General features: G+C 63.9%; 21 protein-coding genes and 1 tRNA gene. 4 read left to right on the top strand and 18 right to left on the bottom strand.

Going from position 1 to position 21,103, the window contains the following annotated elements; translation table 11 throughout:
- Positions 1 to 35: 35 nt before the first annotated feature.
- The 6 genes from tcuB to ACIIOY_RS01555 all read right to left on the bottom strand — a co-directional run bounded on the left by tcuB (position 36) and on the right by ACIIOY_RS01555 (position 6,911).
- Positions 36 to 1,175, bottom strand: coding sequence for a tricarballylate utilization 4Fe-4S protein TcuB (gene tcuB, locus ACIIOY_RS01530; protein ID WP_411032839.1), 1,140 nt, complete (start codon positions 1,173 to 1,175; stop codon positions 36 to 38).
- 39 nt (positions 1,176 to 1,214) lie between these two features.
- Positions 1,215 to 2,603 (bottom strand): FAD-dependent tricarballylate dehydrogenase TcuA, encoded by a 1,389-nt coding sequence (gene tcuA, locus ACIIOY_RS01535; protein ID WP_411032840.1) that lies wholly within the window; start codon positions 2,601 to 2,603, stop codon positions 1,215 to 1,217.
- An 81-nt stretch (positions 2,604 to 2,684) separates the two neighbouring features.
- Positions 2,685 to 3,620, bottom strand: a complete 936-nt coding sequence (locus ACIIOY_RS01540; protein WP_411032841.1) for a LysR family transcriptional regulator — start codon at positions 3,618 to 3,620, stop codon at positions 2,685 to 2,687.
- A 582-nt stretch (positions 3,621 to 4,202) separates the two neighbouring features.
- Positions 4,203 to 5,678, bottom strand: coding sequence for an RNA-directed DNA polymerase (locus ACIIOY_RS01545; protein WP_411032842.1), 1,476 nt, complete (start codon positions 5,676 to 5,678; stop codon positions 4,203 to 4,205).
- 34 nt (positions 5,679 to 5,712) lie between these two features.
- Positions 5,713 to 6,657, bottom strand: coding sequence for a hypothetical protein (locus ACIIOY_RS01550; RefSeq protein ID WP_411032843.1), 945 nt, complete (start codon positions 6,655 to 6,657; stop codon positions 5,713 to 5,715).
- A 178-nt stretch (positions 6,658 to 6,835) separates the two neighbouring features.
- Positions 6,836 to 6,911, bottom strand: a tRNA-Ile gene (locus ACIIOY_RS01555).
- 157 nt (positions 6,912 to 7,068) lie between these two features.
- On the opposite strand from ACIIOY_RS01555, the gene ACIIOY_RS01560 reads away from it, so the two are divergent.
- Complete coding sequence (locus tag ACIIOY_RS01560; protein ID WP_411032844.1) at positions 7,069 to 7,824, top strand: SIMPL domain-containing protein; 756 nt, start codon at positions 7,069 to 7,071, stop codon at positions 7,822 to 7,824.
- Positions 7,825 to 8,276: 452 nt separating this feature from the next.
- Here the strand turns inward: ACIIOY_RS01560 and ACIIOY_RS01565 are convergent, their stop codons facing one another.
- The 5 genes from ACIIOY_RS01565 to ACIIOY_RS01585 all read right to left on the bottom strand — a co-directional run bounded on the left by ACIIOY_RS01565 (position 8,277) and on the right by ACIIOY_RS01585 (position 10,180).
- Positions 8,277 to 8,693, bottom strand: a complete 417-nt coding sequence (locus tag ACIIOY_RS01565) for a hypothetical protein (protein ID WP_411032845.1) — start codon at positions 8,691 to 8,693, stop codon at positions 8,277 to 8,279.
- A 111-nt stretch (positions 8,694 to 8,804) separates the two neighbouring features.
- The gene (locus ACIIOY_RS01570; protein WP_411032846.1) at positions 8,805 to 9,155 is read right to left on the bottom strand and encodes a nuclear transport factor 2 family protein; all 351 of its coding nucleotides are present in this window, start codon (positions 9,153 to 9,155) and stop codon (positions 8,805 to 8,807) included.
- A 57-nt stretch (positions 9,156 to 9,212) separates the two neighbouring features.
- A complete protein-coding gene (locus ACIIOY_RS01575) occupies positions 9,213 to 9,635 on the bottom strand; it encodes a secondary thiamine-phosphate synthase enzyme YjbQ (protein WP_411032847.1) in 423 nt (140 codons plus the stop codon).
- A 13-nt stretch (positions 9,636 to 9,648) separates the two neighbouring features.
- On the bottom strand, positions 9,649 to 9,774 hold the full coding sequence (locus ACIIOY_RS01580) for a hypothetical protein (protein ID WP_411032848.1): 126 nt from the start codon (positions 9,772 to 9,774) through the stop codon (positions 9,649 to 9,651).
- 52 nt (positions 9,775 to 9,826) lie between these two features.
- Positions 9,827 to 10,180, bottom strand: a complete 354-nt coding sequence (locus ACIIOY_RS01585; protein ID WP_411032849.1) for a DUF1428 domain-containing protein — start codon at positions 10,178 to 10,180, stop codon at positions 9,827 to 9,829.
- A gap of 304 nt (positions 10,181 to 10,484) precedes the next feature.
- On the opposite strand from ACIIOY_RS01585, the gene ACIIOY_RS01590 reads away from it, so the two are divergent.
- Complete coding sequence (locus ACIIOY_RS01590; protein WP_411032850.1) at positions 10,485 to 12,155, top strand: alpha/beta hydrolase; 1,671 nt, start codon at positions 10,485 to 10,487, stop codon at positions 12,153 to 12,155.
- Between the two features lie 142 nt (positions 12,156 to 12,297).
- On the opposite strand, the gene ACIIOY_RS01595 is transcribed toward ACIIOY_RS01590, so the two are convergent.
- On the bottom strand, positions 12,298 to 13,404 hold the full coding sequence (locus ACIIOY_RS01595; protein ID WP_411032851.1) for a branched-chain amino acid ABC transporter substrate-binding protein: 1,107 nt from the start codon (positions 13,402 to 13,404) through the stop codon (positions 12,298 to 12,300).
- Between the two features lie 301 nt (positions 13,405 to 13,705).
- On the opposite strand from ACIIOY_RS01595, the gene ACIIOY_RS01600 reads away from it, so the two are divergent.
- Positions 13,706 to 14,278, top strand: coding sequence for a transglycosylase SLT domain-containing protein (locus tag ACIIOY_RS01600; RefSeq protein ID WP_411032852.1), 573 nt, complete (start codon positions 13,706 to 13,708; stop codon positions 14,276 to 14,278).
- 141 nt (positions 14,279 to 14,419) lie between these two features.
- Here the strand turns inward: ACIIOY_RS01600 and rpoD are convergent, their stop codons facing one another.
- The 5 genes from rpoD to ACIIOY_RS01625 all read right to left on the bottom strand — a co-directional run bounded on the left by rpoD (position 14,420) and on the right by ACIIOY_RS01625 (position 19,602).
- A complete protein-coding gene (rpoD, locus tag ACIIOY_RS01605) occupies positions 14,420 to 16,474 on the bottom strand; it encodes an RNA polymerase sigma factor RpoD (protein WP_411032853.1) in 2,055 nt (684 codons plus the stop codon).
- 404 nt (positions 16,475 to 16,878) lie between these two features.
- A complete protein-coding gene (locus tag ACIIOY_RS01610; protein ID WP_411032854.1) occupies positions 16,879 to 17,040 on the bottom strand; it encodes a hypothetical protein in 162 nt (53 codons plus the stop codon).
- Positions 17,041 to 17,057: 17 nt separating this feature from the next.
- Entirely contained in the window at positions 17,058 to 18,092 is a 1,035-nt protein-coding gene (tdh, locus tag ACIIOY_RS01615) for an L-threonine 3-dehydrogenase (protein WP_411032855.1), read from the bottom strand.
- A 33-nt stretch (positions 18,093 to 18,125) separates the two neighbouring features.
- Positions 18,126 to 19,313, bottom strand: a complete 1,188-nt coding sequence (locus ACIIOY_RS01620; protein WP_411032856.1) for a glycine C-acetyltransferase — start codon at positions 19,311 to 19,313, stop codon at positions 18,126 to 18,128.
- Between the two features lie 10 nt (positions 19,314 to 19,323).
- Positions 19,324 to 19,602: a hypothetical protein gene (locus ACIIOY_RS01625; protein WP_411032857.1), complete on the bottom strand. Its 279-nt coding sequence runs from the start codon at positions 19,600 to 19,602 to the stop codon at positions 19,324 to 19,326.
- A gap of 205 nt (positions 19,603 to 19,807) precedes the next feature.
- Between ACIIOY_RS01625 and ACIIOY_RS01630 the strand changes: the two genes are divergently transcribed.
- The gene (locus ACIIOY_RS01630) at positions 19,808 to 20,578 is read left to right on the top strand and encodes an SDR family oxidoreductase (protein WP_411032858.1); all 771 of its coding nucleotides are present in this window, start codon (positions 19,808 to 19,810) and stop codon (positions 20,576 to 20,578) included.
- Between the two features lie 13 nt (positions 20,579 to 20,591).
- Here ACIIOY_RS01630 and ACIIOY_RS01635 read toward each other — a convergent pair whose 3' ends face one another.
- Positions 20,592 to 21,062, bottom strand: a complete 471-nt coding sequence (locus ACIIOY_RS01635) for a VOC family protein (RefSeq protein ID WP_411032859.1) — start codon at positions 21,060 to 21,062, stop codon at positions 20,592 to 20,594.
- Between the last annotated feature and the right edge of the window lie 41 nt (positions 21,063 to 21,103).

Below are 21,103 nucleotides of genomic sequence, written 5' to 3' on the forward strand. Positions count from 1 at the left end.
TTTCGTCGCGCTCGCCCTCCATGATGCCAGGCGGCCTAGTCCGCTCCGGCCTGCACCGGGTTCGGCCGCCGCTTTTCGATCGCATGCTTCAGAAGCGCCGCGCAACGGAAGATCCCGTGCGCGAACTTCCCATAGGGCAGCGTCACGAACAGGCCCATCACGAAACCGAGGTGGACGGCCAGAAGGAGCGGCATCGCCGCGCTGTCACGCCACGCGAGCAGGACCAGCCCCGTAAGGCTGATGAGGAACAGCAGCGCGATGAAACCGCGGTCCATGGCGTTCTGCCTTTCGTCTGTCTGCTGCGGGTTCCGCCGTACGTTCAGCCAGAAGAGCCCTGCCGGCCCGATGAGGAGGCCGATACCGCCAAGGGTGCCGAGGACGACCGGCAGGCTGAAGATCGGATAAGGAGCCTCAAGACCGAAGAGATAGTGGTAGAGGGTTGCCACCGACGTCGAGGCGAAGCACAGCATGAACCCGTAGAATGTGAAGTGGTGGAAACGGCGGCGCCACAGCGTGAAGGCGTCGTCCTCGTTGTTGCAGCCATCGCCGTGGCCGCCGTCCAGGTATTGGAGCGTCAGCGCCGATCGTGCCGCCTCCCCGACGGCATTCGCCAGCGGAACGGGCTTGCCGGGCTCGGAAACCTCCCGCCAGAACCGCGTCACGCCGATCGCCAGCGCGACAAGGGAGAACAGCGACGCCGCGCCGAAGACGGCGGCCAGCGTATTATGCGGGAAGATCGCGTAGAACTCCCCTTCGAGGCCATGCACGAACAGGCTTCCCTTGATCATGATGGCTGCGATCAGGAACGCCGCCACGCCGAGGCTCACGGCCATCGCGACCGTCAGGCCGTTGCGCCGGTAGAGTTCGCCGAAGGCTTTCGGGAATGCATATTCGATGTACGTGTCCCGCCGGACCTGGGCCAAGGTTTTCGGGACGTTCACGCCGAATTCGTGCGGCGGCGCATACTGGCACGCATAGAGGCATGCGGAACAGTTGTGGCATAGATTGGCGAGATAGTGCGCATCCGCGACGTTGAAATCCAGCCTCCGGGTCATCGCGGGAAACACCGCGCAAAAACTCTCGCAGTATCGACAGGCGTTGCAGATGTGGAGGATGCGGTCCACCTCGGCCGCGTTGGCGTCCAGTTCCCGTTTCGCCTCGTCGGCGAGGTCCATCAGCGTCTCTATCGCAGCCATCTCAGTTCTCCCGATCGTTCAGGCGGCATGCGCCGCAGCGGCCGCACGCGTTCCGGCGATCCGGCCAAATGCCGTGCCGATGCTCATGCCGACGCCTGCCGTGTATCCCTTGCCGAGCACGTTCCCCGCCATCATCTCTCCCGCCACGAAGAGATTGGGGCTCGGCCTGTCCGCGAACCGCACCGCGGCAGTGTCGTCGACCTTGAGGGAGAGATAGGTGAAGGTGATCCCCGGTCTCAGCGCGTAGCCGTAGTAGGGCGGCGTGTCGATCTTCTGGGCCCAATGGGTCTTGGCGGGAACCACGCCTTCCGTCCTGCAATCGTCCAGCACCGTGTGATTGAATGTCCCGGGCCGGCAGGCGGCGTTGTAGTCCTCGAGCGTGCGCATGAACGCGCCGACCGGAAGCTCCAGCTTTGCCGCAAGCTCGGGAAGGCTGCCGGCGACGACGCCCGGAAAGACCGGAGGCATGAACCTGCCGATCACCTTCCTGTCGATGATCGAGTAGCCGATCTGCCCCGCCTGCTGGGCGACGAGCCGGCCCCAGATGGCATAGCGCTTCGGCCAGAAGTCCTCGCCCTCGTCGTAAAAGCGCTCCCCGTCCCGATTGACGACCACGCCCAGCGACACGCAGTCGATGCGCGTGCAGATACCGCCGTCATAGAGCGGAGCGCGGGCATCGATGGCCACGCAGTGGCCCTGCGACGGATCGCCGATCGTGTCCGCTCCGGCCTTCATCATGTACTTCAGGAGAACGCCCTGATTGAAGCGTGTGCCCCGAATGAGAAAATTGTCCGCGGGCCACTCCCCGCGATCGTTCCTCCCCCAGGCTTCGCGCAGCCATTCCCGGTTGGATTCGAAGCCTCCGGCGGCAAGAACGCAGGCCTTCGCCGTGATCCGCTCGCCGGCCTCCGTCACGACGCCGACGAACCGGTCCCCGTCGAGGAGCACCTCCGTAACGGGTGTGTCGTAGCGTATCTTCACGCCCAGAGCCTCGGCGCTGCGGTAATAGGCATTCACCAGCGCCTTGCCGCCGCCCATGAAGAATGCGTTCGTCCGGGCGACGTGGAGTGCGCCGGAAAGCGGCGGCTGGAAGCGCACGCCGTGCCGCCGCATCCAGTCCCGACAGCTCGACGAAGCGCGGATCACGAGGCGGGCGAGATGCTCGTTCGTCTCGCCTCCGGTCACCTTGAGGAGGTCCTGCCAGTATTCCTCTTCGGGATACGCCTCGACCAGCACGTCCTGCGGCGCGTCGTGCATGCAGCGGAGATTGCGGGTATGCTGCGAGTTGCCGCCCCGCCATTCCTTTGGCGAGGCCTCCAGCATCAGGACCGAAGCGCCGGCTTCCCGCGCCATCAAGGCGGCGCACAGAGCCGCGTTCCCGCCCCCGACAATAAGAACGTCGATCACGATCCGTCTCTCCCGAAAGGTCTCGGCCAACCTTTAGGCAAGTCGCCGGACCGCGGCCATCAGGGGAATATGAAGGCGCCTTCACCGATCGTGAAGGGTGGCTCCGAGCCATCGCCCGTCGCGGACAAGGCCGGCGACGACCTTGCGCAACTGCGCGCGCAATGCGAGCGCGGCGGGCGAGAGCTCGTGCTCGGGGAGGCTGGCCAGGAGATTGGTGCGGTGAACCTCCTTGTCGGAGATCGGGCGGACCGCCAGCCCGCCGACGGAGGCGCGCGCGAGCGCCGCCCCCGGCTGGATGGTGTATCCGAGACCGGCCACCACGACGTCCATGATCACCGCGAGGGAATCGATCTCCATCACGATGTTCGGCGCCACATGGGCCGCCTCGAACGATCGGTCGAGGCTCGCCCGAAGGCCATGCCCTCGGCTCGGCAGGATAAGGGGCAGCCCGGAAAGATCACGGAGGGCAACAGGGGTGTCGTGAGTATCCCCACCTCCTTCGGAAGGGGCACCGATCAGGAAAAGGCTCTCGTCAAGCAGAGGGATCGCTTCACCTTTCGCAAAAGTCACGGATTCGGCGTTGAACAGCACCGCGAGATCGATCTGGCGCAGCTTCAGCATTCCGGCAAGATGGCCCGACATTCCCTCGACGAGCTGGAGGCGGATGCTCGGATAGCGGCGCGACATCGCCTCGATGAGGGGCAAGGCCATGACGGAGGCCGTCGTGGGCGCCAGCCCGAGCGAGACCATGCCCGAAAGGCGTGCGCCCTGTGCGCTCGCCGCCGCGGCATCGACATGCCTGAGGGCGAGCATCGCATGACGGCAGAACGCCGCGCCGGCTTCCGTCGGAGTGACCCCGGACGCGCCGCGGACAAGCAGCCTTGTCGACAGCTCGCTCTCGAGCCGGCTTATCTGCTGGCTCAGGGCGGATGTCGCCATCCCGAGATGCGCCGCCGCCTTTCCGAGGCTCCCGCATTCGACCGCGGTGACGAGGTATTTCAGCTGCCTGAGTTCCAATTCATGCTCCAATGCCGCAAGGGTGGCCCGCCAAGCATATCGTCCGCAATTCGATTTTGCAGTGCTTGAGTGGATACCGTTCCCCGCCCGCCCACCGCGCCGCCGAGCGACTTTTAGATGGTTCGACCTTGCATCATGTAGCAGGTGCAATAACTGGTGGGCCCGGAGGTTCCGTCATTATCCAATCATTTCAATCAGTTGATTTGGCTAACCACCAAAAAGCTCAGGATTGGATCAAAAAGGCTATTTCCGCGATTGGCTAACGCAAGTGAGCCATAGCCACAGCAGCAATCGCTGCACACCCTCCTAAGAAAACGGCCTCGGTGGATCGTACCCAGCCGAGGCCATTGAGAACACTCCGCGCATCCAATCGCCGGGTGAACGATGCAGCTATAGCACGTCCGTCCTCGGCAGCGAACCACGTTCATACGTGGGAGAAGGACGATGAACAAACAAACAACCTCAAAGATCGCACCACTCCGCAAGCTGATTGCCGACAGTATCGCGAACCAGCCCCACGAACTTGATGGCTTCCTATGGGCGGCTCATCCCCAGGAATGGTACTGCTCCGAGCTGGACATATCAAAAGAGACGCTTCGCCGGTGGATCAGCAAATCGCCGTTCGTGCGCCAAGTGAAGCAGATTGACGGAAAAAACATGACGCTGCTCCGGGAGGGGGAACCAGGACCTATCACGCATCGTCATATCGCGAACATTATGGCGAACATCTTCCGAAAGAAATTCGATATGGCTATCTATCCGATACCGAGACAGGACCAGCGTTTCCACGAGATGGTTCGACATCTCCACCATTCCGGCATCGTCGGTCAGAAGACCAGAGGTTGCTGCGTCAGCCAACATCTGAGCCTTGGCCGATGACAGCGGAAGCTGCCGTGTGTAGCTGAATACTTTCTCGCGCACGCTTGGACGGAGCGTGACGATTTTGAAGAGAGCCTTCGGTGCAATCCGGGCTTCCGTCTTTCCGGCCAGAGTGAACCAGCGCTTGAGTATCTTGTCGCCGGCTCCCGTATCGAAGCTACCCCTTTTCAAACCTTTTCGGATACTGGCCTCAACGAAACGCCGCTCACGATCCAGAGCAAGGCCACCATTCGACTTGCGGTCGATCCGCTTCTCCAGAAAATCGAGACGAGCGTTTTCGTGCGTTCGAAAGTGCTTTAGGGCATCGGTCCGTGACAGTATCTGTGTTTTTCCGCTGTTCAGCCGGACCTGTTTCGTTTGCAGAACAAGATCGATTGACCGCAGCACGTTCTTGGCGGCAACGATGTTGTCAACGCCAACATCTATGTCGTCCATGTAGCGAACGAAATCGCGAGACGGATCACTGTCAAGGAATGCATCCAGTTCGTAGAGAAAGCAATGGGCAAGAAGTCGAGGGGCATCCATGTTGATTTGAGGGAGGCCAACCTCCACCCTCGGAGTGTAATCAGGTTGCCAAAGGAGGTCAGACAGGACATATATCAGCATATCAAGAACGCACTCTTGGACGCCAGAAATACTAGATATGACGTTTCGAAGGTGCGCGTAGGAAATGCTGTCATAGTAGTTGGCTATATCAGTAACGACGATGAAATCACGGCTCTTCGAGAACCTGAAAAGTTCCTTCTGGAAATTCAGCCACGCAGCAAAGGTGCCGTAGTCGTGGCGTGTGGACGAAAAGCTGTGCTCTTTCGGTTCGAAAAATGATTTCTTGGTTGGAGCTTTTCCACGTATCTCAGCATAAAGAGCATCTGAGAGGCATTGAAGGACAATCACATCCCGTACGCTTGGAATGACCAATTGGCGACAAAGGCCCTTGCTCTTCTCGACCAGTATTCGCTGAGCGCGAGCAGGTACGTAGTCGCCGTCTAGGATCAGCCTCGACAGCTTTTGGCACTCTGCTTTCCGAGCGACGTGGAAATCAAAGTTTTCAATGCCATCGTTCAAAAACTGATCGCGCATAGCGATGCGAACTTTCCCCTTCCAAATTCGCTCAAGGTTGGAAGGAGAAAAGATTTTGCGTAATGGAGCGGCGCGTGTGTCAAAACGCGGTGATTTCATTGCATTCCCCCGGCTGCAATGCAGTGATGCTTAGTTATTGTTTACTGACCTTTTGCCTTAGCTGCTGCCGCACGTCCTTCCCGTCAATCTGCTTTTCTGCCATCAGGAATAGCCCCTTGCCGCCGCTGGCCTTCTCCCAGAGCGCCCCGATGGCCCGTTTCTCGTCGGTGTCGGCAGCGTCAGTGAGATGCTCCCCCTTGTACTCCACCACCAGGATGCGGCCATCGGTCAGTTCGGCTACGAAGTCGGGGTAGAATTTGCCTGATGCGGTCGGCAACCAGAACGCTTTCGGGTGGCGCGGTACGTTTCTGATCCAGTGCTTAACCTCTGTCAGGCTGTCGAGCAGCTTGGCGCAGTTCAACTCTTCGCCATCGTCGGCCCCATCGAAAGCGGCGACCTGATCCCAACCAGTGAAGTGTCTAGAGAACCGATAGGAGCCACGATAGGTGCGGACCCCGGCGAACATGTTGTCGGCGAATACGAAGCCGCTGTCGAAGGAGATTTCGGGCTTCGCGTCTGGCGCGAACAGCGAGCGTTGATAGACGCCCTCGCGCTCCTTGGCGCGGATTTCGGCGATACGCTCCTTGACCTTGCGGGCGAGCGGATACTTGCACTGCATCAGCGCCGACAATGGGATGTTGCGCGGCCCGGTCAGGTAGTTCACCAACTCGGTCAACCAGCGGACCAGTTCCCCCTGTCCGACGAACTTGTCTCGCACCTGACGATCGAGGAACAGCACAAGCGTCTGTTCGCTCCAGCCCTCGACAGGGATGTCAAGCAGAAGCTGGGCGCTCTGGTCAGCGTACTTCACGAATAGCCGCTGCTGGTCGATGTCGATCTCGAACGTGTCCGCCGTCGCCTGAATGGCGAAGTCCTTGGCCTCCAGCTTCGGCGAATGGTCGGCGAGCGACCAGTCGTGATACTCCATGAGAATGTCAGTGTCGGCAAGCTCAAGCTCGCCCTGCACCCACACGAACATAAAAGAGATTGAAACCTATTGCGCCGCCGTGAACAAAAAACGGCTCGCACAGGCCGCAATCGCGAAGCTTAAGGATGTAGGATGAGAACGAACGAAAAACAGAAATTGGCTAACCCGTTTTCGGCGTTAGCCAAATACATCAGTAACACATTGAAAAATATAGGAGAAAAAGAGAAAATGGTGGGCCCGGAGGGACTCGAACCCCCAACCAAGCGGTTATGAGCCGCCGGCTCTAACCATTGAGCTACAGGCCCGGCCCGGCCGGGCGGCCGGGGGCCGTCGGTCAATGGCGGCCGACGGCAAGAATGCGTCTAGACGAATTCGGCCCGTCTCACAAGCGCTGCCGTATTCTCTACACAATGGCGCGCGAAGAACGGCGCCAGGGACACAACCATCAGGAGACATTCCATCATGTTCCACGGAAGCTTGGGCCGCCGCACGGGCGCCAGCCTCGTCGCCCTCACGCTCGCTCTCGCCGCCGCCGTTCCGGTGGCCGTAAAGGCGCAGGAGACGGCGAAGCCGCGCGAATCGACCATCGTCGTCACGGGCGAAGGCAAGGCCGAAATGGCTCCCGACATGGCGCTGATCGACCTCGGCGTCGTCAAGGACGCCAAGACCGCCCGCGAGGCGCTCGATGCCAACAACAAGGCCATGGCCGAGATTCTCGCGGCATTGAAGGAAGCGGGCATCGAGGAGCGCGACCTGCAGACCTCCGGTTTCATGATCAACCCGCAGTACCAGTATCCGCAGAGCTCGGCGGGCGAGAATCCGCCGCCGGTCCTTCTCGGCTTCCAGGTCACCAACACGGTGACGCTGCGCGTGCGCGACCTCGGCAAGCTCGGCGAGATCCTCGACAAGGCCGTGACGCTCGGTGCCAACCAGGGCGGCGGCATCCGCTTCGTCAACGACAAGCCGGATACCGCCGTGAGCGCGGCGCGCAAGAAGGCCGTCGAGAACGCCATGGCCAAGGCGAAGGAACTGACGGACGCCGCCGGCGTCGGCCTCGGCCGCGTGCTGGAGATTTCGGAAACGAGCTACCGCGCCGAGCCCATGCCGATGATGCGCGCCGTGGCGAAGGACTATGCCGAAGGCGGCGCCGTGCCGCTTGCCACCGGCGAGAACAGCTACTCCGTCGTCGTCAACGTGACCTTCGCGCTCGACAACTGAGCAGGGTAAGCACGCCGACCGAACGCAGCGGGGGCCGGGAAACCGGCCCTCTTCGTTTGCAGCGGCGACTTGCCGGCCCCTCGGGCTCGCCGCGCCTTGCCGATCGTCCTCCACGAGGAAAAGCCGCGCCGTCGCCGAGGGGCGAACATGGCGGACGCACAGCCGGACCGGCCGCGCGCAAGGCTGACGGAATGTGTCATCGTCACCGGAAAGGCCGGCAGGCGCATGCTGCGATAATCCGGCGGGCGATGAGATGGACCAGCCTTTGGGCGTGCTGCCGGTGGCCGACCCGCGAACATCGGCCGCCGCAACCGGCAACCGGCCTGTCTTCCTGCGGAGCGGAACGCAAAAACCCTCCCGGCAGAACCGGGAGGGTGGCCGTCCGCCAGCCGGGGGTGACAAGGTGGACGGTTTCCGTCAGGAGGACGCCGGCACGGGACCGGCCTCCCTCCTTAACGCCACATGATCGGGCAACCGCGATCGTTGGCGAAGACGATGCGGCGGTAATCGCCGCGGCGGAAACCTTCGACCACGACCCGGCGCGGCGACATGTCCGCGATGCGGGCGCGGCGCAGGCCGAAATCGCGCGCCTTGGCGACGGCGAGGTCCGGTGAGCACCGGCCGCGGCGGCCCCACCCGCCATGGCGGCGGTCATCGCGGCGGTCCCAGCGATCGCGGCCGCGGTCACGGTCGCGGCCCCAGCCGTCCCGGCCACCGTCGCGGTCCTGCACCTGGAGGAAGCCGTTGCGGTAGCCGACGGTCTCGATCCTCACGTCGATGCCGGCGGCGGAGGCGGCCGGAACGGAGGCAGCCATCGCGCCGAGGCCGAGGACTGCGGCAAGAAGGGTCTTTTTCACAATGGACGTCATGGAAGGTTCTCCTGTTCGCTCCGGCCGGGCCGTTCTGGCCGGCGATTGGGGAGACCATAGGACGGCATGCCTGAACGCAGTCCGAATCCGCCGTTCAGGCTGCGTTCAACTTCATGAACCGGCAAAGACGGCAATGCGGCTGATCGTGCCGTCCTCCAGCTCGAGGAGAAGGACCTTTTCCTTCGAATAGGCGGCGCCTTCGGGGCCTTTGCCGCGCGCCGTCACGCGGATCGCGACATTGTGGCCGAGCGCATCGCTCATCACCAGCGCATCGCCATAGGTTTCGTCATAGGCCTCGAAATGCCGGGCAAGGCGCTCGCGCAACGCCTCGCGGCCGTTGTCGCTGCCCTCCCCGATGCCGGAAATCGCCACATCCTCGTGGACCTTATCGGCGAGCGCCGCGAAGTCGCGGGCGTTCAGCGCCTCGATGACGGCGTGATTGATGCTCTCGGTGCCAGCCATGAACCTCTCCTCTCGATGGACCGCCGCAGGAACGTTCCATCGTGTGACGCAGTTCCGTCAAGGGCCGAGATGCAGCACGATTTCGCGCCGGTGCGGGCGGTCGCGATGCTCGAAGAGGTAGAGACCCTGCCAGGTGCCGAGCGCAAGGCGCCCGGCCATGACCGGAATGCCGATGGAAACCTGCGTCAGCGCCGCCTTGATATGGGCCGGCATGTCGTCCGGCCCCTCCATCGTGTGCACGATCCAGCGCATGGAAGGATCGTCCGAGGGCGGCACGAGGCGCCGGAAGAACCGGTCGAGGTCGCGCCTAACGTCGGGGTCGGCATTTTCCTGGACGAGCAGCGAGCAGGAGGTGTGGCGCACGAAGACCGTGAGCACACCCTCCCCGATGCCCGCATCGCGCACGAAAGCCTCGGCCTCGTCCGTGAACTCGTAGAGCCCCTGCCCGCGGGTCGAAACCGTCACGATCGTCTGCGGCACGGCGCGGCCCGCCTCAGCCGATCGCCCAGAACAGCGTGCCGACGATCACGATGAAGGCGAGGATCACGCCCATGAATCGCGCCAGGCCCGCATTGGTGTCCGTCGTCGTGCCGACGATCGCGTAGTAGAGGTCTATCATGGCAAGCCCTTTCCTTGGGTAACGGGTGCTTGATAACGCACCCGCCCCTCGCTCACAACTCGACGAAGGCCTCGAAGCCGCCGAAGATCATGCGCTTGCCGTCGAAGACGTCCTTCCAGGCTTCCTCCTGCAACCGCTCGTCGGCCATCACCTTGGCAAGGATTTCGTCGCGCCGCTCGCGGGATTCGTAGGTGATCCACGAGAAGATCACGATCTCGTCATCGGTTGCCTGCACGGCGCGGGGGAACGAGGTCACCTCTCCGTAGGGCACGTCGTCGCCGATGCATTCGACATAATCGATCGCACCGTATTCCTTCCAGATATCGCCCGCCGTGCGCGCCATTTCCTTGTAAACCTCCAGCTTGGCCTTCGGCACGGCCAGCAGGAATCCATCGACATAGGTCATGATCGTCTCCTCCTTTGGTTCAGACATAACAAGGACGTGGAACGCCGCGCCGATCCGACAAGGGGGGTGAAATTTTTGTTTGCGGGGGCCCCGCAGGCTACGAGGCTTTCGTCGGATCGCCGATCTCGGCGTTCAGCCGCACCGCTTCGCGCGCCAGCCGCGCGGCAATCGCGGTGTCCACCGTCTTGCGCATCATGTCGTCTGCCTCCCGCGGCGAAACCGCCCGGAAACACCAAGCGTCACCGGAAGGGCGGAAGGCCGGTTGCACCGCCCGGAACGGCGTGCAAGGTTTGCGGCGTAAGGCATGCGAAGCGGATTGGAGATCGTCGTGCGGGATTGGTTCTGGCGTCTTGTGCTCTCCCTCTCCGCCACCGGCCTCGTGCTCGGCACGCTTTTCTTCGCGGCCTCGCTGACGCCGAGCCTCCTGCCGCGCACCTATCTCACGCAAGGGCTGCTTTCCGGCGTCGCCATGGCATGCGGCTACGGCCTCGGCGTGCTCCTCGCCGTCCTCTGGCTCTGGCTGGAGCTGCCCGAGCCGAAGGATCGCGCACGGCTCTGGATCAAGGCGGTTGCCGGCGGCGTCTGCGGCGCCGTGGTGCTCGCCTTCCTCTGGCGCACGGCCGGGTGGCAGAATTCCATCCGCACGCTGATGCACCTGCCGCCGATCGAGACGGCCCATCCGTTCTATGTCGGCCTCATCGCGCTTGCCGTGTTCCTCGTGCTGTTCGGCCTCGGGCGGCTGTTCGCCCTCTTCGTCCGGCTCTTCGCCAGCACCTCGCGCCGCGCGGCCCCGCGGCGCCTTTCCTGGGTCATCGGCACGGCGCTTGCCGCCACGCTGTTCTGGACCCTGGCGGACGGCCTGCTCGTGCGCTTCGTGCTGCACACGGCCGATTCGTCGTTCCGCCGGCTCGACCAGGTGATCGAGCCGGATACGGCCGAGCCTTCCGACCCCATGAAATCCGGAAGCGCCGCCTCATTGGTGCGATGGGACGAGCTCGGCCGCATGGGGCGTTCCTTCGTGGCAAGCGGCCCGACGGCGGCGGAGATTTCCGCCTTCACCGGCAAGCCGGCGCTCGAGCCCCTGCGCGTCTATGCCGGCCTCAACGCCGCCGAGACGCCCGAAGCGCGGGCGAAGATCGCGCTCGACGAACTGATCCGCGTCGGCGGCTTCGAGCGCTCCACGCTCATCGTCATCATGCCGACCGGGACGGGCTGGATCGACCCGGAAGGGATCGACACGGTCGAGTACCTGCATCACGGCGATATCGCCAGCGTCGCCATCCAGTATTCCTACCTCGCGAGCTGGCTTTCGCTGCTCGCCGAGCCCGACTACGGCGCCGAGGCGGCGCGCGCGCTCTTCCGCGCCGTCTACGGCCACTGGACGGGCCTGCCGAAGGAAAGCCGCCCGAAGCTCCATCTCTACGGCCTCAGCCTCGGCGCGCTGTCGTCCGAGCAGTCGGCGGAACTCTTCGAGGTGATCGGCGATCCCTATCAGGGCGCGCTCTGGGCCGGCCCGCCCTTCCCCAGCCGCATCTGGCGCAAGATGACGGCGGACCGCAACGCCGGCACGCCCGCCTGGCTGCCGCGCTTCCGCGACGGCTCCTACGTGCGCTTCACCAGCCAGCGCAACGCCTTGCCGGAGGCGGGCGGCCGGTGGGGACCGATGCGCATCGTCTACCTGCAATATGCCAGCGACCCGGTCACCTTCTACGACCCTTACGCCTTCTACCGCCAGCCCGCCTGGATGGCTGCGCCCCGCGGGCCGGACGTCTCGCCGGACTTCCAGTGGTATCCCGTCGTCACCTTCCTGCAACTGACGCTCGACATGGCGATGGCGACGACCGCGCCCATGGGACTGGGGCATGTCTATGCCGGGGAACACTACATCGATCCGTGGATCGCGGTGACCGATGTCACGGACTGGAGCGAGGCGGACATCGCGCGGCTGAAGGAGAGGTTCCGGGCGGGGCGGTGACGGATGGCAGTCAGCTTGGGGCTGTTGATCCTCGGGTCAAGCCCGAGGATCAACGACCGCAGGCGCCTCGTGAACCGCATCCTTCCCACGAGCGAAAACGCCGGGGCAAAACCCCGGCGTTCCATTCCCGATGCGCCGAACCTTATTCGGCGGCGACGATCTTGCCGTCTTCCCACTTGAAGAGCGAGAAGCTCTGCGAGGTGAGGTCGCCGCTTTCGCCGTAGGTGAGCTTGCCGATGGCGGTCGGGATGGCCTCGCCGGACTTGAGCGCCGTGGCGACGGCGCCGGCGTCTTCGGCGCTGCCGGCCTTCTCGATGCCGGCCTTCAGCACTTCGACGGCGGCATAGGCGTTGAGCGTGAAGGCTTCCGGCGGGACGCCCTTTTCCTTGAGGGCGGCGACGGCCGCCTGGGAATCGGGGCTCTTCAGCGCGTCGGAAGCGTTGGTGAAGAGCGTGCCGGCCGCAGCCTCGTTGCCGATCGCCCAGTATTCGCTGTTCGACAGGCCTTCACCGCCGATGATCGTGGCGTCGACCGAAAGGTCCTTCAGCTGGCGGGCGAGCAGGCCGCCTTCCGGATGATAGCCGCCGAAATAGACGACTTCGACGCCGTCGGACTTGAGGCGGGTGATCAGCGCGCTGAAATCCTTGTCGCCCGGGGTGACCGAATCGTAGAGCGCCTCGGTAACGCCGCCCTTGTTGAGCGCCGCCTTGAAGGCATCCGCAAGGCCCTTGCCGTAGGCGCCCTTGTCGTGGATCACGGCGACCTTCTTGTCCTTGAGGTTCGCCAGCACATAGGCGGCGGCGACTTCGGCCTGCTGGTCGTCACGGCCGCAGGTGCGCAGGACGTTGGTGAGGCCGCGGGCCGTGAGATCCGGGGCGGTCGCGGTCGGGGTGACCATCAGGATGCCGTTTTCGGCCAGAACGTCGGAGGCCGGGATGGCAACGCCGGACGTGACCGGGCCGACGACGAAACGGATGCCTTCGCCGACGATCTGGTTGGCCGCCGAAACGCCCTGCTTGGGCTCGCCGGCGTCGTCGGCCAGCTTGAGGACGACCTGCTCGCCGAGGATGCCGCCGTTCTTGTTGATCTCGGCGACGGCAGCTTCCGCGCCGTTCTTGACCTGGTCGCCATAGGCCGCAACCGGGCCGGTCAGCGGCGCGATGAGCCCGATGACGATGTCGGCATGGGCGAGCGGCGCGAAGGCGACGGAGGCCGCAAGCAGGGCACCGGCGAAAATTGGCTTCTTCATGGTCTTTCTCCTGAACTGGGGCCTTGGAAAGGCCCGGTCGCAAACCGTCATGCGCCCGGTCGGCGCCGGCCGAAATCCGATGGCAGAGCGGTACTTTCACGGTCCGGAACAATCGTGCGCGAAGGGCCGGCGTGCTGAGGATTGATTAGGCCGGAAGGGCAAAAAGCGCAACAAAATAATGCATTTGCATATTTGATAAGCGGATCACGTCCATGAATGGGAGACGATGAATCGCAATTGAATCAAAACGGATTGTTAAGATTTACCATTTATAAACATCCGGAAATTTTGAGGATCTGCGATGCGTTGCGTATTGATCGTCGTCCTCCTGCTCATCGCCGGATGCGCGTCCGTCCCCCGACAGACGCAGAATGCCTGTGCCATCTTCGAGCAACGTGACGGCCTCTTCGACAACTGGCGGCGCGCCGCCTACGGTGCCCAGCGTGAATACGGCGTGCCCGTTCCCGTGCTGATGGCGACGATCTACACGGAGTCCGGCTTCCGGCATAATGCGCGTCCGCCGCGCACGAAGCTCTTCGGCTTCATCCCGTGGAAGCGCCAGTCGACCGCGCTCGGCTTCTCCCAGGCGCTCGACGGCACCTGGGCGCAATACAAGCGGGTGACGGGCCGCTGGGCGGCCAAGCGCACCGATTTCGGCGATGCGATCCGCTTCATCGCCTGGTACCACAGCGAGAGCAACCGCAAGAACGGCATTGCGCTCAACGACACCTACCGGCTCTACATCGCCTATTATCACGGCCATACCGGCTACCAGCGCGGCAACTGGAGCGCGACCGCAAAGGCGGGTGCGAAGCGGGCCGCGACCATGGCCGTCAACTATTCGCGCCAGTTGAAGAGCTGCGGCGGCTGGTAGGCGGCAAGGCGCCCGCCCGAAGGCCGTCGGCGCCTTGCCGTTCCCGAACGGCAAAAAGCCCCGCGACCTTTCGTGTCGCGGGGCTTTTTCCGTGTCTCCGCTGCCTCAGCCGTCGAGGAACGAGCGCAGCTTGCGGCTTGCCTAGCTGTCCAGGAAGCTTCTCAGCTTCCTGGAACGGCTCGGGTGCTTGAGCTTGCGCAGCGCCTTCGCCTCGATCTGGCGGATGCGTTCGCGGGTGACCGAGAACTGCTGGCCGACCTCTTCCAGCGTATGGTCCGTGTTCATGCCGATGCCGAAGCGCATGCGAAGGACGCGCTCCTCGCGCGGCGTCAGCGAGGCCAGCACGCGGGTCGTCGTCTCGCGCAGGTTCGCCTGGATGGCGGCGTCGATCGGCAGCAGCGCGTTCTTGTCCTCGATGAAGTCGCCGAGGTGGCTGTCCTCCTCGTCGCCGACCGGCGTTTCCAGCGAGATCGGCTCCTTGGCGATCTTCAGGACCTTGCGGACCTTCTCGAGCGGCATGGCGAGCTTTTCGGCCAGTTCCTCCGGCGTCGGCTCGCGGCCGATCTCGTGCAGCATCTGGCGCGAGGTGCGCACGATCTTGTTGATCGTCTCGATCATGTGCACCGGAATGCGGATCGTGCGGGCCTGGTCGGCGATCGAGCGGGTGATCGCCTGCCGGATCCACCAGGTCGCATAGGTGGAGAACTTGTAGCCGCGGCGGTACTCGAACTTGTCGACCGCCTTCATGAGGCCGATATTGCCCTCCTGGATGAGGTCCAGGAACTGCAGGCCGCGGTTCGTGTACTTCTTGGCGATCGAGATCACGAGGCGCAGGTTGGCCTCCACCATCTCCTTCTTGGCGATGCGCGCCTCGCGCTCGCCCTTCTGGACCATGTGCACGATGCGGCGGAACTCCGAGATGGAGATGCCGGTCTCGGTGGCGAGGTTCTGGATCTCCTGGCGGATGTCGCGGATCGTCGTGTTCTCGTTCCTCGCGAATTCCTTCCAGCCGCGGGCCGAAAGGTTGGCGATCGACTTCATCCAGTTCGGATCGAGCTCCGCCCCGTTGTACTGCTCGAGGAACGAGTCGCGCTTGACGCCGTAGCTCTCGGCAAGACGCAGCAGGCGACCCTCGTTCTGCACGAGGCGCTTGTTGATGTCGTAGAGCTGCTCGACGAGGCTGTCGACGCGGTTCTGGTTGAGCGAGAGCGACTTGACCGCCGTGATCAGCTCGTCCTTGAGCTCCTTGTAGCGGCGCTCCTGGGCGGGCGACAGCGTGCCGGTCGCCTGCAGGCGGGCTTCCACCTGCTGGTCCTGGAGCTTGCGCAGCTTCTTGTAGGTCTCGGCGATCGTGTCGAGCGTCGCCATGACCTGCGGGCGCAGTTCCGCTTCCATCGCGGCGAGCGAGAGGTTCGATTCGTCGTCGTCCTCTTCCTCCTCCTCGATCGGCAGGCCCTCGCCGCCGACATTGGTGATGTCGTCGTCGTTGGCGGCAGCGCGCGGCTTGCGGTTCCTTTCCTTCTCCTCGGCCGCCTTGCGGTCGGCCTCGATCTTCTCCGGGCTCTGGAACTGCGGGGCAGCCTTCGCCTCGGGACCGGAATACGTCGTCTCGAGGTCGATGATCTCGCGCAGAAGCGTCTGGCCTTCGTTGAGTTCATCCCGCCAGATGATGATGGCCTGGAACGTCAGCGGGCTCTCACAGAGGCCGGCGATCATCGTCTCGCGGCCGGCTTCGATGCGCTTGGCGATGGCGATCTCGCCCTCGCGCGACAGGAGCTCGACGGAGCCCATCTCGCGCAGGTACATGCGCACCGGGTCGTCCGTGCGGTCCGTCGGCTCCTTCTTCTTGGCGGCCGCAAGCGCGGTGCCGCCGGAAGCGGCGAGTTCCCCGCCCTCGCTGTCACCGTCGTCGTCGCCGCCCTCGTCGTCGCCCTGGGCCGCCTCTTCGGCGTCCTCGTCCTCGATGACGTTGATGCCCATGTCCGAAAGCATGGCCATCGTGTCCTCGATCTGCTCCGAGGTGACTTCCTCGGAGGGCAGGACGGAGTTCAGCTCGTCCATCGTGACATAGCCGCGCTTCTTGGCGGCCTTGATCATCTTCTTGACGGCATCATCGGAAAGATCGAGAAGAGGGCCGTCGGATGCGCCTTCGCGTTCGTTTTCGACTTCCTCGTTCTCTTTGACCTTTGTCGCCATTTATTTCGTCGCTTTCCTGAGCATCAGTTTCCAAGCAGTCAGGGTCTCCCGCAGCCGATCGCCCTTCGGCATGCGCAAACGCAAATCAGCGTTCCTGACCTAACGGATTGACAATTAAATCCCGATTAACCACGTCCCGGCCCGCAGGATGGTGGGCATGTTGCCGAGGCAACACAATTGACATGACTTCCCGATCCGCCGTACCCATTCCTTCACAGCCAACAATGGTGATTCCCAGAATTTTCGGTTACGTCAAGCTTTTCCGGCAAAAAAGCCGCAAAAGGTTCCGATTCGGGTTCGCGGACAGGACTGTCAGCGGATCCGGGCGATTGAGCCTTCATGTAGGCGCAAATCCCGGAAAGACAAGAGCCGCAACCCGGCGCACGCACGCCCGAATCACTTCGTCAGAACGAGCGCCCGTCCATCTTGGTGATCGCCAGTGTCTCAAGATCGATCGCCGGAAGGCACCGCAGGTTGATCGCCGCCATCCTGTTCCCGTTCGGGCTGATCCCCTCGCCGCTGTCGAAGGCGACGTTGCCGCAATGACAGCTTCCCTCGTACCTCATCCCAGGTCCTCCTTCTATTACCAGTCCATGACGACCTTGCCGGAATTGCCCGAGCGCATCGCCTCGAAGCCATCGCGGAAATCGTCGATCCCGATGCGGTGGGTGATGATCGGCGCAAGGTCGAGCCCGCCCTGCACGAAGGCGATCATCTTGTACCAGGTCTCGAACATCTCGCGGCCGTAGATGCCCTTCAGCGTGAGCATCTTGAAGATGACCTTGTTCCAGTCGATGCCGAAACCGTCCGGCGCGATGCCGAGGATGGCGATCTTGCCGCCGTTGTTCATCGTGTCGATCATCGAGCGGAAGGCGGCCGGCGCGCCGGACATTTCAAGCCCGACGTCGAAGCCCTCCGTCATGCCGATCTCGGTCATCACGTCGGAAAGGTCCTGCCTGGAGGCGTCGACCACATGGTCGATGCCGACCTTGCGGGCGAGGTCGAGGCGGACGGGGTTGATGTCGGTGATGACGACCTTGCGCGCGCCGGAGCGCTTCGCCACCATCGCCCCCATGATGCCGATCGGCCCGGCGCCGGTGACGAGCACGTCCTCGCCGACGAGATCAAAGGAGAGCGCCGTGTGCACGGCATTGCCGAACGGATCGAAGATCGCCGCCACCTCGTCCGGCACGTCGTCCGGGATCGGCACGACATTGTGCTCGGGGATCGCGACGAACTCGCCGAAGGAGCCCGGCCGGTTGACGCCGACGCCCTTGGTATAGTGGCAGAGGTGCCCGCGCCCGGCGCGGCAGTTGCGGCACTTGCCGCAGACGATGTGCCCCTCGCCCGAGACGCGCTCGCCCACCTTGTACTTGGTGACGGCGGAGCCGATCTCGGCGATCTCGCCGACGAATTCATGGCCGACGACCATCGGCACCGGGATCGTCTTCTGCGCCCAGTGGTCCCAGTTCCAGATATGCACGTCCGTGCCGCAGATGGCGGATTTCTTCACCCGGATCAGCACGTCGTTCGGACCGGCCTCCGGCACCGGCACATGCTCCATCCAGAGCCCGACCTCAGGTTTCGCTTTAACCAGCGCACGCATCATGTTCGACATGACGAAAACTCCGCAAGGGATTCAGAAGGCAGTTCAAATGACGCCCAGTTCGCGCCCGACTTCGGCGAAGACCTCAATCGCCGTTCGAACATCCGCCTCGCTATGGGCGGCCGACATCTGGGTGCGGATGCGCGCCTGCCCGCGCGGCACGACGGGAAAGGAAAAGCCGATGACGTAGACGCCCCTTTCCAGCATGCGGCTCGCCATTTCCTGCGCAAGGCTCGCATCGCCCAGCATGACGGGAATGATCGGATGGCCCTCCCCCGCAAGGGTGAAGCCGAGCTTCGTCATCTCGATGCGGAAGAGGTCGGCATTGGCGTAGAGACGCTTTCGCAGCGCATCGCCGTTTTCGATCAGGTCGAAGACCTTGAGCGAGGCGCTAGCGATGACAGGGGCGAGCGTGTTGGAGAAGAGATAGGGCCGCGAGCGCTGGCGCAGCCATTCCACCACCTCGCGCCGGCCGGAGGTGTAGCCGCCCGACGCGCCGCCGAGCGCCTTGCCGAGCGTGCCGGTGATGATGTCGACGCGGCCTTCCACGCCGCAATGCTCCGCCGAGCCGCGCCCATGCCTGCCGACGAAGCCGACCGCATGGCTGTCGTCCACCATGACCATCGCGCCGTACTTTTCCGCAAGGTCGCAGACGCCCTCAAGATTGGCGATGATGCCGTCCATCGAGAAGACGCCGTCGGTGGCGATCATCTTGAAGCGGCTGCCCTCGGCCTTCTTCAATTCCTCCTCCAGCGCGGCCATGTCGTTGTTGGCGTAGCGGAAGCGCCTGGCCTTCGAGAGGCGGACGCCGTCGATGATCGAGGCATGGTTCAGCGCATCGGAGATGATGGCGTCCTCCTCGGAAAGCAGCGTCTCGAAGAGGCCGCCATTGGCATCGAAGCAGGAGGAATAGAGGATCGTATCCTCCAGCCCGAGGAAGGCGGAGATGCGCGCCTCGAGCTGCTTGTGCTCCTCCTGCGTGCCGCAGATGAAGCGCACCGAGGCCATGCCGTAGCCGTAGCGGTCGAGCGCCTGCTTGCCGGCTTGTGCAAGGTCCTCGTTGTCGGCAAGACCGAGATAGTTGTTGGCGCAGAAGTTCAGCACGCGTTCGCCAGAGGCGACGGCGATCTCGCCGCCCTGCTTGGAGGTGATCACGCGCTCCGACTTGTAGAGGCCGGCGGACTTGAGGCCGTCGAGTTCGGTTCTGAGATGGGCGAGGAAGGCGGAGGTCATGGGCACGCACTCATGAAGATGACAGGAGATGTGAAGACGGCGACGGTTCAGGCGGCATGCGCGGCATAGGCGGCGACGAGTTTTCATAGTCCTCCATCGGCGGGAATTTCTCGTAGCGGTGCACGGCCGGCGTCACCGCCCAGGCGAGCTTCTCGCTCGTATAGGTCTCGACGAAGGGACTGTACCAGCCCGTATCCTCGAACATGGTGAGCATCTGCGGCGCGCTGATGCGGATCTGAACCCGCCCGCAGCGGCATGCCCCGTCGAGCGGCAAGGTCGATCTGTTCATGGGCCCGGCTCCCCTTCCGATGCACGCCGGCCTGTCTTTTTGATCGTGATGCCGGCGATGTTGCTCCACGCGATAGTTCTAGCGCAGCAACAGCCCGCGTAAAGGGCCGCAGCCATGTTTTCAGGCACGCTCGCGGGCGATCGGCGCAAGGGTTGACAGAAGCGCCCTGCCGCTGTCCGGTTATGCCAGGAAAGGATGCGGGGTCATGACGATACTGGACAGGTTTTCCCAGAAGGGGCGCGTGGCGCTCGTGACCGGCGGCGGGCGCGGCCTCGGCTTCGAGATCGCCAAGGCGCTGGCGGAGGCCGGCGCGCATGTGGTGGTGACGGGGCGCACGGCCGCAACGCTCGACGAAGCCGCCGCGACGATCGCCGCCGCTGGCGGCAGCGCCTCGGCCGCGGCCTTCGACATCGCCGACCGGAAAGCCCAGCGCGCCGCGCTTGCGGACATAGAGAACCGGCACGGCCGGCTCGACGTGCTCGTCAACAATGTCGGCGCGCGCGACCGCCGTCCGTTGTCCGAGATGGACGACGAGGCGATCGACGAGCTGATCCGCACCGACCTTGCCGCCGCCGCCAGCCTGTCGCGCGACGCAGCCGCGATCATGAAACGGCACGGCCACGGCCGGCTGATCGCATTGACCTCGATCGGCGGCCACGTGGCCATGCCGAACGACGGCGTCTATCCCGCCGCCAAGCAGGGCCTGACCGGCCTGATGCGCAGCATGGCCGTCGAATACGGCCCCCACGGAATCACCAGCAATGCCATCGCGCCCGGCTGGTTCGCGACGGAAACCAATGCGGCGATGGCCGCCGACGAGGGCCTGATGCCCTTCGTGCGCCAGCGCATTCCCGTGCAGCGCTGGGCGAGGCCCGACGAGATCGCCGGCGCCGCCCTGTTCCTCGCGAGCGACGCCGCCTCCTTCGTCAACGGCCATGTGCTGGTGGTGGACGGGGGGATGACCGTCAGGATGTAGGCCGCAAGCGCCCTCATCCCGCAGCCGCGGCCTCCAGCGGCGCGATCTCGAGCTTGACCATCTTCAGCATGGCCTCGGTGACCCGCTTGACCTTTTCCGGGTCCGGATCGCTCATCAGCTCGCCGAGCCTGGTCGGCGCGATCTGCCAGGACAGGCCCCAGCGATCCTTCAGCCAGCCGCACTGCTCCACCGATCCGCCTTCCTTGAGCGCGTCCCAGAGCCGGTCCAGGTCTCCCTGCGTCTCGCATTCGACCATGATGGAGAAGCTGTGGTTGAACGGATCGAGCGGACCGGCCTCGATCGCCATGTAGCGCTGGTCGCCGAGGGTGAAGCTCGCGATCCTGACGCTGCCCGGCGGGCCGCTCGGCGTCTCCGCCGGAAGCGGCGAGACCCAGTGGACCGAGGAACCGGGGATGAGCGATGTGTAGAAGCCGATGGCGGCCTCCATGTCCTTCTCGAACCAGAGATGCTGCGTGACCTTCATCGTGACGTCCTCCTTGGTGAAGATGCTCAAGGACGAAAGAA

The organism is Shinella agrisoli (genome assembly GCF_046557955.1).
GTDB lineage: Bacteria > Pseudomonadota > Alphaproteobacteria > Rhizobiales > Rhizobiaceae > Shinella.